Origin of the sequence: Amycolatopsis thermalba (assembly GCF_003385215.1) — a bacterium.
In the GTDB taxonomy this organism is placed as follows: domain Bacteria; phylum Actinomycetota; class Actinomycetes; order Mycobacteriales; family Pseudonocardiaceae; genus Amycolatopsis_E; species Amycolatopsis_E thermalba.
This window is the reverse complement of record NZ_PQHW01000141.1, coordinates 1-14,982: the sequence shown is the minus strand read 5'-3', so window position 1 is coordinate 14,982 and position 14,982 is coordinate 1. Positions and strand designations below refer to the sequence as shown.

Annotated in this window: 15 protein-coding genes and 1 pseudogene; 12 read left to right on the top strand and 4 right to left on the bottom strand. The window is 72.4% G+C overall.

Annotated features, from left to right (window positions below; translation table 11 throughout):
* The 4 genes and pseudogenes from D0D15_RS32860 to D0D15_RS32845 all read left to right on the top strand — a co-directional run.
* Window positions 1-447 (top strand): sensor histidine kinase (locus D0D15_RS32860; RefSeq protein WP_244215008.1); only part of this gene is annotated, 447 nt, incomplete at its 5' end.
* The gene (locus D0D15_RS32855; protein ID WP_094007598.1) at window positions 444-1,082 is read left to right on the top strand and encodes a response regulator; all 639 of its coding nucleotides are present in this window, start codon (window positions 444-446) and stop codon (window positions 1,080-1,082) included. The genes D0D15_RS32860 and D0D15_RS32855, both read left to right, overlap by 4 nt.
* Window positions 1,083-1,203: 121 nt before the next feature.
* Window positions 1,204-1,389: pseudogene (locus D0D15_RS32850) on the top strand (class I SAM-dependent methyltransferase); the annotation flags it as partial.
* A 134-nt stretch (window positions 1,390-1,523) separates the two neighbouring features.
* A complete protein-coding gene (locus D0D15_RS32845; RefSeq protein WP_094007599.1) occupies window positions 1,524-2,297 on the top strand; it encodes a hypothetical protein in 774 nt (257 codons plus the stop codon).
* Between the two features lie 72 nt (window positions 2,298-2,369).
* On the opposite strand, the gene D0D15_RS32840 is transcribed toward D0D15_RS32845, so the two are convergent.
* Complete coding sequence (locus D0D15_RS32840; RefSeq protein WP_255407941.1) at window positions 2,370-2,852, bottom strand: Lrp/AsnC family transcriptional regulator; 483 nt, start codon at window positions 2,850-2,852, stop codon at window positions 2,370-2,372.
* 113 nt (window positions 2,853-2,965) lie between these two features.
* Here D0D15_RS32840 and D0D15_RS32835 point away from each other — a divergent pair, with 113 nt between their 5' ends.
* Genes D0D15_RS32835 through D0D15_RS32825 form a run of 3 tightly spaced genes read left to right on the top strand, consistent with a single transcriptional unit; the run spans window position 2,966 to window position 6,188 of the window.
* On the top strand, window positions 2,966-4,009 hold the full coding sequence (locus tag D0D15_RS32835; protein ID WP_094007601.1) for a thiamine pyrophosphate-dependent dehydrogenase E1 component subunit alpha: 1,044 nt from the start codon (window positions 2,966-2,968) through the stop codon (window positions 4,007-4,009).
* Window positions 4,006-4,992 (top strand): alpha-ketoacid dehydrogenase subunit beta, encoded by a 987-nt coding sequence (locus D0D15_RS32830; protein WP_115945008.1) that lies wholly within the window; start codon window positions 4,006-4,008, stop codon window positions 4,990-4,992. The genes D0D15_RS32835 and D0D15_RS32830 overlap by 4 nt, the downstream gene beginning before the upstream one ends.
* Window positions 4,989-6,188, top strand: a complete 1,200-nt coding sequence (locus D0D15_RS32825) for a dihydrolipoamide acetyltransferase family protein (protein ID WP_094007603.1) — start codon at window positions 4,989-4,991, stop codon at window positions 6,186-6,188. Before D0D15_RS32830 ends, D0D15_RS32825 begins: the two co-directional genes overlap by 4 nt.
* A 401-nt stretch (window positions 6,189-6,589) precedes the next feature.
* Here D0D15_RS32825 and D0D15_RS32820 read toward each other — a convergent pair whose 3' ends face one another.
* From D0D15_RS32820 to D0D15_RS32810, 3 genes are all read right to left on the bottom strand, one after another.
* The gene (locus D0D15_RS32820) at window positions 6,590-7,867 is read right to left on the bottom strand and encodes a DUF1479 domain-containing protein (protein ID WP_094007604.1); all 1,278 of its coding nucleotides are present in this window, start codon (window positions 7,865-7,867) and stop codon (window positions 6,590-6,592) included.
* A 44-nt stretch (window positions 7,868-7,911) separates the two neighbouring features.
* Window positions 7,912-9,027, bottom strand: a complete 1,116-nt coding sequence (locus D0D15_RS32815; protein WP_094007605.1) for an ROK family transcriptional regulator — start codon at window positions 9,025-9,027, stop codon at window positions 7,912-7,914.
* Between the two features lie 97 nt (window positions 9,028-9,124).
* Window positions 9,125-10,132, bottom strand: a complete 1,008-nt coding sequence (locus tag D0D15_RS32810) for an AraC family transcriptional regulator (RefSeq protein WP_094007606.1) — start codon at window positions 10,130-10,132, stop codon at window positions 9,125-9,127.
* Window positions 10,133-10,274: 142 nt separating this feature from the next.
* Here D0D15_RS32810 and D0D15_RS32805 point away from each other — a divergent pair, with 142 nt between their 5' ends.
* Genes D0D15_RS32805 through D0D15_RS32785 form a run of 5 tightly spaced genes read left to right on the top strand, consistent with a single transcriptional unit; the run spans window position 10,275 to window position 14,859 of the window.
* Window positions 10,275-11,465 carry a lipid-transfer protein gene (locus tag D0D15_RS32805; protein ID WP_094007607.1) on the top strand — a complete coding sequence of 397 codons (1,191 nt, stop codon included), beginning with the start codon at window positions 10,275-10,277 and terminating at the stop codon, window positions 11,463-11,465.
* A gap of 19 nt (window positions 11,466-11,484) precedes the next feature.
* Complete coding sequence (locus D0D15_RS32800; protein ID WP_094007608.1) at window positions 11,485-11,919, top strand: type II toxin-antitoxin system Rv0910 family toxin; 435 nt, start codon at window positions 11,485-11,487, stop codon at window positions 11,917-11,919.
* Entirely contained in the window at window positions 11,919-12,761 is an 843-nt protein-coding gene (locus D0D15_RS32795) for a MaoC/PaaZ C-terminal domain-containing protein (RefSeq protein WP_094007609.1), read from the top strand. The genes D0D15_RS32800 and D0D15_RS32795 overlap by 1 nt, the downstream gene beginning before the upstream one ends.
* Window positions 12,762-12,763: 2 nt before the next feature.
* The gene (locus tag D0D15_RS32790) at window positions 12,764-13,645 is read left to right on the top strand and encodes an SDR family oxidoreductase (RefSeq protein WP_115945007.1); all 882 of its coding nucleotides are present in this window, start codon (window positions 12,764-12,766) and stop codon (window positions 13,643-13,645) included.
* Complete coding sequence (locus D0D15_RS32785) at window positions 13,642-14,859, top strand: acyl-CoA dehydrogenase family protein (RefSeq protein WP_094007632.1); 1,218 nt, start codon at window positions 13,642-13,644, stop codon at window positions 14,857-14,859. Before D0D15_RS32790 ends, D0D15_RS32785 begins: the two co-directional genes overlap by 4 nt.
* Window positions 14,860-14,982 lie beyond the last annotated feature (123 nt).

Sequence of the window (14,982 nt, the reverse complement as noted above, 5' to 3'; positions counted from 1 at the left end):
GCCCTGGACAGCAACACCTTGGCCGGCGCGCTGGAGCGCCTGTGCGCCACCACCAGCGCCCGGCACCGGCTCACCGCACGCTTCCGCCTCACCGGCGACCCGGCGCCGCTGCCGACCGCGCACGAGGTCGCCCTGCTGCGCATCGCCCAGTCCGCCCTGTCCAACACCGTCCGCCACGCCGGCGCCACCACCGCCGACGTCACTCTCGGCTATCTCGGTGACCACGTCGTCCTCGACGTCGTCGACGACGGGACCGGCTTCGACCCCGGCCGGGTACCCGAGCCCGACCCCGACCGGGGCGGCTTCGGGCTGCCCGCCATGCGCGCCCGCATGCACGCCCTCGGCGGCGCCCTCACCATCGAATCCGCCCCCGGCCAGGGCACCGCACTGGCCGCGCGGCTCCCGCTGAACCCGGCCGGCGACACCGAACGCGAGGGCCGCCCGTGACCGGCCGGCCGATCCGGCTGCTCCTGGCCGACGACCACCCGGTGGTGCGCGCCGGGCTGCGCGCCGTGCTGGAGACCGAACCCGGCCTCACCATCGTGGCCGAAGCCGCCACCGCGGAGGACGCCGTCGCCCGCGCCCGGCACGGCGACATCGACGTCGTCCTCATGGACCTGCAGTTCGGCAACGGAATGGGCGGCGCCGAGGCCACCGCGGCGATCACCGCCCGGCCGGACGCCCCCCGCGTGCTGATCGTCACCACCTACGACTCCGATGCCGACACCCTGCCCGCCATCGAGGCCGGCGCCACCGGCTACCTCCTCAAGGACGCCCCGCCCGAGGACCTGGCCGCCGCCGTCCGCACCGCCGCCGCCGGGCGCACCACGCTGGCCCCGGCCGTCGCCGACCGCCTCATGAACCGGCTCCGCACCCCCGCCACCGCCCTGACCCGGCGCGAGACCGAGGTCCTCGCACTGGTCGCCGAGGGCCTGTCCAACCAGGCCATCGGCCGGCGGCTCCACCTCACCGAGGGCACCGTGAAATCCCACCTGGCCCGCATCTACACCAAACTCGGCGTCGACTCCCGCACCGCCGCCGTCGCCACCGCCACCGAACTCGGCCTCATCCGGAGACGGTAGCGCCGGATGTCACTACGCTGACCCGAGCATCGCCAGGGACGACGGAGACACCTGGGACCTGGCCTCCAGCGCGCGGAAAGTTCGCTCATCGACGATCCGTTCGCCGAACCGCTCGTCCGGGCTGGGCGCCGCGCCCACCGCCGACCGGAGAGTGGCCCCGGCCGATCTGCGCGACGACTGGCCCACCGCTCTGCGCACCGCCGGAGTCGATCCGGCCCGGCCGGCCGCGTGGAGCGCCGAAGGCCTGCCGGGCTACCTGCCGCCCGAGGCGCAGGACCGCCTCCTGGACACGATCACCGAACTCTCGCGTTCCTGAAGGGCGGAGCTCCATGGATGCGATCGCGGTGCAGCGTGCGGCTGGTCCGCGGCGGAACAACCCGCCGTGGCAGGTTCCGGTCCGAACCCGCCCCGCCACGCGCGGGCCCGCGATACCGTCGCCCGGTGGGCAGCTCTGCGAGGGGTTCCGAGGTCGTCCGGTTCCGCACCAAGCGGCGGTTCCTCACCACACCCGCCCTGGGCGCCTGGTTGCTGCTCTGCGCCGGCGCCGGGGTTCTCGCCATGGTGGCGAGTCCCTGGGCCGGCGCCGCGCTCCCGGTCGCGGCGATGGCCGGCCGGGCCGTGTTCGTCGTCGCGGTACCGCCCCGCGGCGGGCGCCGGGTCTACGAGGTCACGCCTGCCGAGCTGGTCGTCCACGCCGGGGGTGAGCGCCTGGCGATCCCATGGCGCGACGTCGAGTACGTGGTCCACCGGCCCGTCGCCAAGACCCACGACGGCGGGACCGTCACCACCCACTGGGAGCACATCGAGCTGTTCCTGACCAGCCGGCGCGTCTCCCGGATCACGGGCCTGGGGCGCCGGCGGGTCTTCGGACGCGGGCACCGTGACGACCGGCGGATCCTCATCCACGGCGTGCACCGGCAGGGTGCCCTGTCGAAGCTGGTGATCGAGCGGTGCCGGGACCGCATCGTGCGCCGGCTGCGGACCGCCCTCGACCGCGGGCGCGAGGTGGAGTACGGGGACTTTCGACTCGACGGCGAGGGCGTGCGCGCCCCCGCCGGCTTCCTGCCCTGGCGGACCGCCTGGCGGATCCGGCACCACCACACCGCGGAGGGCACCAACCTGGTGCTCACCACGCCGGACGGGCAGGTCCTCGGCGGGTGGGTGCCGGAACGCACCACCGCCGAGGAACTGCTGCGAGCACGAGCCGACGCGTGACTGCCGCGGATCGCCGCCGTGGTTCCGTTCGGCATCGCGCCGGCCCGCGGAGGTTCGTCCCCCGGCCGCTGGTCAGTGGTTGTCGATGTCTTCGAAGATCAGCGTGGTGCGGGTGCCGAGCACGCCGGGGATGTCGTGCAACTGGCCGAGCACCACCTGCCGCAGGTGCTGGTTGTCCGTGGCGCGCACCAGCAGCATCACGTCGGCGTCGCCGCCGACCAGGGCCATGTGCTCCACCTCGGGGATGCGACGCAGGTGCTCGGTCAAGTGCCGCCACGAGTTCTGCCGCACGGTGAGCGTCACGTAGGCCGAGGTCGCCAGGCCGGCCTTCGCCGGGTCGACCTTCACCGTGAAGCCGGTCAGCACGCCGCTGTCCCGCAGCCGCTCCAGCCGGCTGTAGGCGTTCGCGCGGGAGATGTTCACCCGCTCCGCGAGGACGCGCACCGACATGCGCCCGTCGGCGGTCAGCTCGCGCACGATCCGCTGATCGACCTCGTCGAGGGCGGGCGCCAATCGTCCAGGACCGCGCGTCCCCGTGGCCTCCCGGCTGGACACATCGTTCACGCTTTCCACCCTCCAATCCATTCGTCTTGGCTTGGTGCGGTCCTCTGTTCATGAGTTCTCCATGAAAGCAGAATCGGGTCACTCTGTCTTTCCCGGAGGTGTGCATGACCGAGGCAGTCCGCCTCCTGAACCCCGACGGCACGGTGCATCCCGACGCCCGCTACGCGATGCCGGACCGCGCGGAGCTGCGCGCCCGCTACCGCTCCCTCGTGCTGGGCCGCCGCCTCAACGAGCAGGCCGGCGCGCTCGTCCGCCAGGGCAAGCTGGCGGTCTACCCGTCGTCACACGGGCAGGAGGCGTGCCAGGTCGCGGCGGCCGCGGTGCTGCGCCCGGGCGACTGGCTCTTCCCCACCTACCGGGACACCGTCGCCGCGGTGGAGCGCGGCGTCGACCCGGTCGAGGTCCTGATGATGCTGCGCGGCGACTGGCATTGCGGCTACGACCCCACCGCCCACCGCGTCGCGCCGCAGTCGACGCCCCTGGCGACCCAGCTGCCGCACGCCGTCGGCGTCGCGCACGCCGCCACGCTCAAGGGCGAGGACACGGTGGTGATGGCGCTGTGCGGCGACGGCGCCACGAGCGAGGGCGATTTCCACGAGGCCCTCAACTTCGCCGCGGTCTTCCGCGCCCCCGTCGTCTTCCTGGTGCAGAACAACAAGTACGCGATCTCCGTCCCCTTGGCACGTCAGTCGGTCGCGCCCTCCTTGGCGGACAAGGGGATCGGCTACGGCGTCCCCGCCGTGCTGGTCGACGGCAACGACGTCGCGGCGCTGCTGGCGGTGCTCGGCGAAGCCGTCACACGTGCCGCGACCGGCGGCGGCCCGACCCTCGTCGAAGCCGACACCTACCGCATCGAGGCGCACACCAACGCCGACGACGCCACCCGCTACCGCGACGAATCCGAGGTCGAGGAATGGCGGACCCGGGACCCGCTGACCCGGTTGCGCACCTACCTCGGCCTGACCGGCGAGGAGTTCCGGGACGAGGCCGAGGAACTGGCCGCCCGCCTGCGCACCGGCCTGTCCGCCGAGGGCGCGCCCGATCCGGCCGAGCTGTTCGCGCACGTCCACGCCACGCCGACCCCGCAGCTGACCGCGCAGGCAGACCTGCTGCAGGCCGAGCTGGAAGCCGAGGAGGAGCCGGCATGACCGCGACCAAGGTGACGATGGCGCAGGCCATCAACACCGCACTGCGCGACGCGATGACCGAGGACCCCTCGGTCGTCGTGTTCGGCGAGGACGTCGCCCCGCTCGGCGGCGTCTTCCGGGTGACCGACGGGCTCACCGGCGCCTTCGGCGAGCAGCGCTGTTTCGACACGCCACTGGCCGAGTCGGGCATCGCCGGCATGGCGATCGGGATGGCCATGAACGGCTTCCGCCCGGTGGTCGAGATGCAGTTCGACGCCTTCGCCTACCCGGCGTTCGAACAGATCACCAGCCACCTGGCGAAGATGGGCAACCGCACCCGCGGACGCGTCCGGCTGCCGGTGGTCGTGCGGGTCCCCTACGCCGGGGGCATCGGCGGGGTCGAGCACCACTGCGACTCCTCCGAGGCCTACTACGCGCACACCCCGGGCCTCACCGTCGTCGCGCCCGCCACGAACGAAGACGCCTACGGCCTGCTCCGCGAAGCCATCGCGAGCCCGGACCCGGTGATCTTCCTCGAACCGAAGAGGCACTACTTCACCCGCGAGGAGGTCGACTTCGCGCGGGCGGTTCCCCCGATCGGCCGCGCGGTCGTGCGCCGCCCGGGCCGGGACGCCACCCTCATCGCCTACGGCCCGTCCGTCCCGGTCGCGCTCGCCGCCGCCGGCCAGGCCGCCACCGAAGGCCGCGACCTCGCCGTGGTCGACGTGCGCTCGATCGTGCCGTTCGACGACGAGACGGTCACCAGGGCCGTCGCCGCCACCGGCCGGGCGGTCGTCGTCGCCGAGGCGCCGGGCTTCGCCTCCGTCGCGGCCGAAATCGGCGCGCGGGTGAGCGAGCAGTGCTTCCCCTACCTGGAGGCGCCGGTCCGCCGCGTCACCGGCTTCGACATCCCTTACCCGCCACCGAAACTCGAACACCACCACCTGCCCTCGGTGAACCGGATCCTGGACGCCGTCGACGAGCTGAACTGGGACGCCGCATGAGCGACACGTTCACCCTGCCCGACCTCGGCGAAGGGCTCACCGAAGCCCAGCTGGTGCGCTGGCTGGTCGCGGTCGGCGACACCATCGCCGTCGACGCGCCGGTCGCCGAGGTCGAGACCGCCAAGGCCGTGGTCGAGGTGCCCTCGCCCTACGGCGGGGTCGTCACCGAGCTGCACGGCGAGCCCGGCGGCACGGTGCTGGTCGGCGCACCGGTGATCACGGTGACCGCGGACCAGCCCGCGGCCGCCGCTTACCGCGAGGAAGAGCGGGCGGGCTCCGGCAACGTCCTCATCGGTTACGGCACCAGCACCGCGGCCAACGGCCGTCGGAGGCGCCGCAGGCCCGCCGGCACCCGGACCGTGGTGCTCGACCGGCCGCGCACCCAGTCACCGATCGTGCGGAAGCTGGCCCGGGAACGCGGCCTGAACCTGGCCACGCTCACCGGGAGCGGACCGGACGGGCTGATCACCCGCGCCGACGTGGAACGCGCCGCGGCCCCCTCGGCGGGCGACGACCCACGCACCGGCCTGGGGATCCGCGAACGGGTGCCGATGACGGGGATCCGCAAGGCGATCGCCACCACCCTGAGCCGCAGCCGCCGCGAGATCCCCGAGGCGACCACCTGGGTCGACGTCGACGCCACCGCTCTGGTGGAGCTGCGTGAATCGCTGGCGGGCGCGGGGATCCTGGCGTTGCTCGCGCGGTTCGTGGTCGCCGGGCTGGCCCGCTTCCCCGAGCTGAACGCGCGGGTGGACGAGGGCGAGATCGTGCAGTTCGACGGCGTCAACCTGGGCATCGCCACGCAGGCCGGACGCGGGCTGGTGGTGCCCGCGGTCAGGCGGGCCGACCGGATGAGCGCCCGCGAACTGGACGCCGAGATCCGCCGCGTGGTCACGGCGGCCCGCGACGGCGCGGTGCCGGAACCGGTGGCGGGAACGTTCACGCTCAACAACTACGGCTCGTTCGGCGTGGACGGCAGCGCGGCGATCATCAACCACCCGGAGGTCGCGATCCTCGGCGTGGGCCGGATCCTGCCGAAGCCGTGGGTGGTCGACGGCCAGGTGGTGCCCCGGCACCTGACCCAGTTGTCGCTGGTGTTCGACCACCGCGTGTGCGACGGCGGCACCGCGGCCGGATTCCTCCGGTTCGTCGCCGACGCCGTGGAGAACCCGCTGTCCGCGCTCGCCGATCTCTAGGCCCCGCGCCGCGATCCGGCGAGGTGTACTTGGCCATCAGGTTGGTGGCAGTCGGCTGGTGGGTGGGTGGCCGCCGAGTGCGTTGTGGCGGCGTTGGGTGTTGTAGTGCTCGGGCACGTGCCGGAGTGACCAGCGATAGGCCCAAGCGTTGCCGGTCATCCGGGGATGCCGCGACGGGCGAAGGAGGCGATCGCTCGGGCTGGTTTCCCGCTGGGCGCGGCCGAGCGCGATATGAGCCTGCGGCCACCCGCGTGCTATCGCTGGACGATCAGCAACCTGCACAGAAACGTGGTGCGGGCATTACGGCGGGACCCGGGAGCCTCCGGTCGAGCGTGGTCCTAGAAAAGCCACACCCCAACCGGAGGCTCTCCCCAAAGGGCGTCACCTACGTGTTCGCCGCGTCAGTCGAGGCCGAGTCCCCGGCGTCCGGTGTCGTTCAGCTGCTCGACGGTGAAGCGGCCTTCCCAGTCGCGCTCGTAGTGTTCGGCCGGGAAGTCCGCTGGGCTCGATCCGGTGCGGAACGCTTCGCGCACGCTGGCCGCGTACTCCTCGTTGCGGGGGCACCACGGCGCGGCCGGGATGTACATGACGTTGCCCCAGCCCTGCTGGTCGGCGACCGGCGCGACGCTGTGGATCACGTCGCAGTGCCACCACACCGAGTCGCCGGCCCGCACGTCCGGGATGCCGGACAGGGCCTCCATCAGGTCGGCGTGCCACTTGTGCCCGGCCGGGAAGACCTGGTTGACGGTGACGCCGCACATGTCGTCCTCGGGCACGTCGGTCAGCAGGGGACGCAGCATCAGGTACGCCATGGCCTCCGGAATCGGCACGGCGTGCAGGACGCCCTGGTCGTGGTCCATGTCGGACAGTGCGGTCCAGCCCTGGAAGGTGCGGAACGCCGAGCACATCGTCGAGCCGGGGTACTGCGGGCCCGCGGTGCGGTGCGCCGCGTCCCACGGGTCGTACTCCTCGACCGTGCCGTCGAACAGGTGGCGGAACGCCTTCTGGTAGGCGCTGGTCATCCACAGGTCGAGCGTGCCCGGATCGCTGTGCGTGCCCAGGCCCGCCGAATCGGCGCCCGGCGGGCGGCGGCGGATGCGGTCCGGGTACAGCGCGTGGCGGTCCGGATCGAACCACCGCACCCCGCCGGATTCGTGCCGCCAGAACGAGTTCAGGAACGCCTGCACGGTCGCCATCCGGTCGCTCTGCCGGGCCTGCATCTGCGCCGACGACCAGTAGATCGGGTAGATCTCGGGTTTCGAGCCGACACTGCCGAAGAAGTCGTCACCGGGCCCCCGGTAGTTCTCGAAGAACCGGTTCCGTTCGACGTAGTCCACGATGCCGGCGTCCCAGGCGAGGGCCTGCTCGCGGTCGAAGTGCCCGCGGACGACGAGGCACCCTCGTCGTTTCACGAGGTCCCGCTGTTCGTCGCGGACGGTGCCGTGCGCGATGTCGGCGTAGTCGAGGACGGGCCAGACCGCCTTGCCCTGCCGGCGGTCGGAGCCGATCTCGGCGACCCGCTCGGCGATGCGCCGCTCGACGACGGCGAACACCTCCTCCACGGAGCGGCCCGACGCCGCGATGCGCGCCCGCAGCGCCGACTTGATCTCGCGGATCGCTCCGGGAAGGTCCTCGGGCACGCTCTCCCAGTGGGGCAGTTCCGTTGCGGCGGCCGGCATTCCAGCAGGGTAGCGAGCGCTCCACTTTTAGGCAAGAGTCCTAACTAAAACTGGCTTCGCGTGGCGATCCAGCTGCGCAACTCCCCCAGCGCGTGCGACCGCGCTCCGGCCAACGCCGGTTCGGCGACGACCTCCGCCGCCCGCACCGGCACACGCCGGGGCAGGCTGCGAACGCGCTCCTCGATCGCCCCGAGGAGGGCGGGCTCGGTTCCCCACTCGCCGCCGAGCACGACGACCTCCGGATCGCACACCGCGAGCAGGGCCGACAGGACTCCGCCGATCGCGGCGGCGAGCGCGTCCAGCGTCTCGCCGGGCAGCGCCCGGGACAGGGCTTCCACGTCGATCGCCGCCGAGCCCGGCCGGCGCAACCCGAGCACGCGGAACACCTCGGTGAACGCGACCGCGCGGCCGTCCGGGCCGTGGGTGACGAGGTGCGCGATCTCCCCGGCCAGCCCGGACGCCCCGCGGCGGACCTCGCCATCGCTGACCACCGCGCAGCCCAGCCCCGCGCCCAGGTGCAGGTAGGCGAAATCGTCGAGCCCCTGGGCCGCGCCGGACGCTCGTTCCGCCCGCGCCGCCCAGTTGACATCGTTGTCCACCCGCAGCGAGCCGGCGATCAGCGGCCCCACCTGCTCGGCCGGCGACAGCTCACCGATGAGGAACGGCGCGTCCGGCAGGTGCACCAGGCGCCCCGTCCGCCGGTCCACCGGGTCGGCGGCGCTCACCGCCCCCACCAGCAACGGGCCAGGCAGGTCCGCGCGCACCCGGTTCACGACTCGGCGCAACGCCACCGCCACCTGCCGGGGCGTGGCCGGCCGCGACACCGCGTGCCGCGCCCGCGCGAGGACTTCGCCATGACAGTCCACGCCCTCGGCCACCACACCCTCCGGCGCGATGCCGACGACGAGCGCCGCACCGACGTCGTCGGCGAGGGCGTAGTAGGACCCCACGCGTCCACGGCCGGACGTTCGCTCACCGGTATCACGCAGCACACCCGACTCGGCCAGCCGGCGCACGCTCTCCGAGACCGTGGGCTTCGAGATCCCCGTGACCTTCGCCAGCTCGGCGCGTGTCAGCCGGCGGTGCTCCATGAGCGCGCGCAGCACGTGCTCGTCGGTCAGGCTGCGGAGCAGCTCCAGCGAAGGCTTGGCCGTGGTCACGGCACCAGTTTAGTTAGGAGACCTTTCTTTGGCGCGAGACCGGTCACACGCGGACGGCCCGCTCCCGCGACCCGGCCGGACGTCCTCGCGCGCCTGGCTAGCTCGTCTCCCGGAGGCGGGCCCGGTAGCGGGCCGGCGCCTCCCCCGTCCACCGGTGGAACGCCCGCGTGAACGCGCTCGTCTCGGAGAATCCCAGCCGCGTCGCGATGGACGCTATCGGGTCGTCCGTTGTCCGCAGCGCCGTCTCGGCCGTCTTCGCCAGGACCTCGTCGCGGATTTCGCGTAGGGAACTGCCCTCCTGACGCAACTGCCGGCGCAGCGTGGGCACGCTCGTCGTCAGCGCCGCCGCCAGCTCCTCCGCCGTGACGATGTGCCGCCGCGCCAGGCCGCGCTCGATCAGCTGCCGCACCCGGCGGGCCAGCGGGAGCGTGCCGGGCTCGCTCGCCAGCCACTCGCCGGGCGCGCGGGCCACGTAGTCGACCACCGACTGCTCGTCGTGCGCGATCGGGCTCGCCAGCGCGCTCGCGGGGAGGATCAGCGCCGGGAATTCCCCGGCGCCGTACCGGATTTCCTCGCCCAGCAACAACGCGATGTCCGCGCTGTTGGGCGGTTCCGGGAACGGGAATTCGACCCGCACCTTCGGGGTGGCGCGCCCGATGGCCCAGCCGATGATCCGGTCCGCGATCGCCGCCACCATCACCGTCAGCAGGGGACCCGCGCCGGGCGGCACGTGCAACCGGAGCGCGTGATCCCTCCCGCACGGCTCCAGCTCGAGATCGGGGAACCCGGCCAGCGGCTTGACGAGCATCGCGAGCCGGTCGATGCCCTCGCGCAGGGTCGGCACGCCCGCCATGGCGTGGGACAGGATGTGCAACGTCCCGCGCGGCACCGGGGCGGCCCCGAGACCGAACAGCTCGTCGCCGGTCATGCGCCGCAGGGCGACCGCCAGCCGGACCGCCTGCTCGGCCGTCACCCGCAGGTCGTGCGGGCGGGTGCGGATCGGCGACAGGCCCGCTTCGACCAGCAGCCGCGGCAGGTCGATGCCCCGCTCGACGGCCAGTTCGACCGCCGCGACCGCGAACGACGCCGGGATCCGGTACGCCACCCCACCCTCCTTCCCGCGATCGTTCGAGTCAAGACGACCGTGATCGGTTCGGTCAAGTCCTTGCTCGCGAGGGTCAACGCGCGGCGCCCGGCAAAAGTTACCGTCGGGTCGGCAGGCAAGTGCCGAACCGGAGGAACCCAGGATGAGCCGGAAGGTCTACGTCATCGGTGTCGGGATGACGAAATTCGAAAAACCCGGCCGTCGCGAGGGGTGGGACTACCCCGAGATGGCCAGAGAGTCCGGCACGAACGCGTTGCGGGACGCCGGAATCCCCTACGACCTCGTCGAGCAGGCTTACGTCGGCTACGTCTACGGCGAATCGACTTCCGGGCAGCGCGCGGTGTACGAGCTGGGCATGACCGGCGTGCCGGTGGTCAACGTCAACAACAACTGCTCCACCGGGTCGACCGCGTTGTACCTCGCCGCGCAGGCGATCCGCGGCGGGCTGGCGCGCTGCACGCTCGCGCTCGGGTTCGAGAAGATGCAGCCGGGTTCGCTCGGCGCGATGTACGACGACCGCGAACAGCCGATGACCAGGCACATCCAGGCGCTCGCCGAGATCTCCGAGGTGCTGTTCCCGCCCGCGCCGTGGATGTTCGGCGCCGCCGGGCGCGAGCACATGCGGCGGTACGGCACCACCGCCGAGCACTTCGCGAAGATCGGCTACAAGAACCACAAGCACTCGGTCCACAACCCGTACTCGCAGTTCCGCGACGAGTACTCGCTCGACGACATCCTCGGTTCGCGGACGATCTACGACCCGCTGACGAAACTCCAGTGCTCGCCGACCTCGGACGGCTCCGGCGCGGCCATCCTGGCCGGCGAGGACTTCGTCGACGAGCACGGCCTCGCCGGTCAGGCCGTCGAGATCGTCGGGCAGGCCATGACCACGGACTTCGCGTCCACTTTCGACGGTACCGCGAAGAACATCGTCGGCTACGACATGAACGTCCGCGCCGCGCGGTCGGTCTACGACCAGTCCGGGCTCGGCCCCGGGGCCTTCCAGGTCATCGAGCTGCACGACTGCTTCTCCGCCAACGAACTGCTGCTCTACGAGGCGCTGGGCCTGTGCGGCGAGGGCGAGGCCGCGCAGCTGATCGACGACGAGCAGACCACCTACGGCGGCAAGTGGGTCGTCAACCCCTCGGGCGGCCTGATCTCCAAGGGACACCCGCTCGGCGCGACCGGTCTCGCGCAGTGCGCCGAGCTGACCTGGCAGCTGCGCGGCACCGCGGACCGGCGGCAGGTCGAAGGCGTCACCGCGGCGCTGCAGCACAACATCGGACTCGGCGGCGCCGCCGTCGTCACCGCCTACCAGCGCGCCGAGCGCTGACCCCACGAGGAGGACAACCATGGGCAGCATCCACGTTTCCGCCGAACTCCCGGCCGCGCCGGAGAAGGTGTGGCAGACCTTTTCCCAGCCGGACAGGTTCGAGCAGTGGCTGACCATCCACACCAGGTGGAAGGGCGACGTGCCGGCCGAGTGGCGCCAGGGCTCCCAGGTCAGCGAGGTCGTGACCATGCTGGGGATGGCCAACACGATCACCTGGACCGTCGAGGAGTACGACGCGCCGAAGAAGCTGGAGATCTCCGGCACCGGCATGGCCGGGGTCAAGGTGCGGTTCACGCTCTCGGTCGAGCCCGCGGGCGCCGGCGGGAGCACCGCCACCATCGACGCCGAGTTCACCGGCGCGATGATCGTCGGCGCGCTGGGCAAGGCCGTGGAGAAGGACGCGCGCAAGAACCTCACCGAATCCCTGGACAAGCTCAAGGACCTGGTCGCCTGATGCCGGAGAACTTCGATCCGGCCGGGCTCGGTGTCTGGACCGGCGCGGTCCGGCACACGGTGACCCGCGACGCGGTGATCGGCTACGCCAAGGCCACCAACGACCCGATCGAGGCGCACCTGGCCGGTGACGTGGCCCCGCCGGTGTACGCGATCGTCCCGGTCTTCCCGTCGCTGATGGAACCGGCGCTGGAGGTCGTGCCGCTGCGCCTGCTCGGCAGGATCCTGCACGGCGAGCAGGACTTCGTGTTCCACCGCCCGATCCGGCCCGGTGACGAACTGGTCGCCAGGGGCCGGATGACCGGCTGGAAGGGCGGGCAGAGCGGAACCGCCGCCTGCGTGTACCTGGAAACCCGGGACACGGACGGCGAACTGGTCAACGAGCAGCGCGTGACGTTCTTCGTGCGTGGGTTCGACACCGGCGACCGCCGGGGCGAACTGGCGCCGGAGCACGTCTTCGACGAGTCGTTGCGGGAGCGGGCACCGGTCGCCACGGTCACCCAGCACATCGACGACGACCAGCCGCTGCGGTACGGGCCCGCCGCCGGTGACCCGATGCCCATCCACCTGGACGAGGACGTCGCCAGGGCAGCCGGCCTGCCGGGGATCATCGCCCACGGCCTGTGCACGATGGCGTTCACGTCGTGGGCGCTGCTCACCGAGCTCGCCGGCTCCGACGTGCGGCGGCTGCGGCGGCTCGCGGTCCGCTTCGCGAAACCGGTGCTGCCGGGCCAGGACATCACGACCACGGTGTGGCGCAGGGACGCCACCACCTACGCCTTCGAGACCACCGCCGGTGACGACGTCGTCGTCAAGGACGGCCTCGCGGAAATCAGGGAGTAGCCATGGGAACGCTGGACGGGCGCGTCGCGGTCATCACCGGCGCCGGCCGGGGCATCGGCCGCGAGCACGCGCTGCTGTTCGCCGCGGAGGGCGCCCGCGTCGTGGTCAACGACCTCGGCGGCGCCAACGACGGCACCGGGTCCGACGCCGGGCCCGCCGAGGCGGTGGTGGACGAGATCCGCGCCGCCGGGGGCACCGCCGTGGCGAACACCGGCAACGTGGCGGACTGGTCGGGGGCGGAGAAGCTGGTCGCCCAGGCGGTCGCCGAGTTCGGCCGGCTCGACGTGCTGGTGAACAACGCCGGCATCCTGCGTGACGCGTTCATCGCCGGGCTCGGCGAAGCCCAGTGGGACGCCGTGATCTCCGTGCACCTCAAGGGACACGCGGCGATGCTCCACCACGCGGCGGCGCACTGGAAGCAGCGCGCCAAGGACGGCGACCGGCCGGACGCGGCGGTGATCAACACGGCGTCGGCGTCGGGGTTGACCGTGCCGAACGCGGGCCAGGCCAACTACGGCGCGGCGAAGGCGGGCATCGCCGCGCTGACCCTCGTCGCGGCGGAGGAGCTGGAGCGCTACGGCGTGCGGGTCAACGCGATCGCGCCGATCGCCCGGACGCGGCTCACGCTGGCCACCCCCGGCATGGGCGCGATCTTCGCCGCGGAGGCCGGCGAGGGCGAGGCCGATCTGTTGTCCCCGGCCAACATCGCGCCGCTGGTGGCGTACCTGGCGCGGGCGGGGTGCCCGTTCACCGGCGAGGTCTTCGCGGTGCAGGGCGGGTCGATCCAGCGGCTGCGGGGCTGGACGGCGGCCCAGACCGCCGAACACGACGGCATGTGGTCGGTCGAGGCGGTCGCGGAGAAGATCGGCGGGTGGTCCGCGTGAGCGGCTGGAGCGAAACGGAACTGCTGATCCGCGACAGCGTCCGCGCCTGGGTGGACAAGGAGGTCCGCCCGCACACCGCCGAACTCGAAACCGGTGCAGTGCCGCCGTACGCGATCATCCGCAAGTTCTGGGCCGACTTCGGGGTGGGTGCGATGGCCTCGGACGCGCTCGGGAAGTTCCTGGGCGAGCGGAAGTCCTCCGGCGGCGGGGGTGGCGCGTTCGCGGGCCAGGCGGGCCTGCCGCTGATCGTGGCGAGCGAGCTGGCCGGGGTGAGTCTCGGGATGCTCGTCTCGATCGGCGTGAGCCTCGGGCTGACGGCCCAGACGATCCTGGCGAAGGGCACGCCGGAGCAGAAGCGGCGCTGGCTGCCGAGGCTGGTCACGTTCGAGGACGTCGGCGCGTGGGCGATCACCGAGCCCGGCTCGGGTTCGGACGCGTTCGGCGGCATGCAGACCACGGCGCGCCGCGACGGCGACGGGTACGTCCTCAACGGGCAGAAGACGTTCATCACCAACGGCCCGTTCGCGGACGTGCTGGTGGTGTTCGCGAAACTGGACACCGGCGAGGGCATCCCGGTGCGCGACCGCCCGGTGCTGACGTTCGTGCTGGAGAAGGACGATCCCGGCCTGACCCGCGGCAAGCCGTTCCGGAAGATGGGCATCATGTCCTCGCCGACCGGCGAGCTGTTCTTCGACGACGTGCGCCTCGGCCGGGACCGCCTGCTGGGCGGCGCGGAACCCGTCGCGGGCGCGGACGCCAAGACCGAGGTCAAGACCGGTTTCACGCTGGAGCGCGTCGGCGTCGGCGCGCTCGCCCTCGGCATCATCAACGAGTGCCACCGGCTGAGCGTCGAGTACGCGAAGACGCGGATGGCGTGGGGCCAGGAAATCGGTCGCTACCAGCTGGTCCAGCTGAAGCTGGCGAAGATGGAGATCGCGCGGATCAACGTGGAGAACATGGTCCTGTCGGCGGTGGCGGGCCTGCGTGAGGGCAGGACCCCGTCGCTGGCGGAGGCGTCGGCGATCAAGCTCTACGCCTCCGAAGCCGCGACCGACGTGGCGATGGAGGCGGTCCAGCTCTTCGGCGGGAACGGGTACATGGCCGAGTACCGGGTGGAGCAGCTGGCGCGGGACGCGAAGTCGCTGATGATCTACGCGGGCAGCAACGAGATCCAGGTGACCCACATCGCGAAGGGGCTGCTCGCGCGGGGATGACCGGGGCGCGGACGGGGGACGGGCGGTGGGTGTGGTGCGCACCCACCGCCCGTCCCCCGCCGGTCAGGGTTTACCGGGCGGACGCCCACCGCGCGTGCCGGGGCGCGGACGTCGTCGGTGAAC

Bases quoted from the DNA above. Each gene is read 5' to 3' on its own strand.
- D0D15_RS32825 (WP_094007603.1), top strand. From the start codon at position 4,989: ATGAGCGACACGTTCACCCTGCCCGACCTCGGCGAAGGGCTCACCGAA.
- D0D15_RS32795 (WP_094007609.1), top strand. From the start codon at position 11,919: ATGCCGGAGAACTTCGATCCGGCCGGGCTCGGTGTCTGGACCGGCGCG.
- D0D15_RS32790 (WP_115945007.1), top strand. From the start codon at position 12,764: ATGGGAACGCTGGACGGGCGCGTCGCGGTCATCACCGGCGCCGGCCGG.
- D0D15_RS32805 (WP_094007607.1), top strand. From the start codon at position 10,275: ATGAGCCGGAAGGTCTACGTCATCGGTGTCGGGATGACGAAATTCGAA.
- D0D15_RS32835 (WP_094007601.1), top strand. From the start codon at position 2,966: ATGACCGAGGCAGTCCGCCTCCTGAACCCCGACGGCACGGTGCATCCC.
- D0D15_RS32830 (WP_115945008.1), top strand. From the start codon at position 4,006: ATGACCGCGACCAAGGTGACGATGGCGCAGGCCATCAACACCGCACTG.
- D0D15_RS32820 (WP_094007604.1), bottom strand. From the start codon at position 7,867: ATGCCGGCCGCCGCAACGGAACTGCCCCACTGGGAGAGCGTGCCCGAG.
- D0D15_RS32800 (WP_094007608.1), top strand. From the start codon at position 11,485: ATGGGCAGCATCCACGTTTCCGCCGAACTCCCGGCCGCGCCGGAGAAG.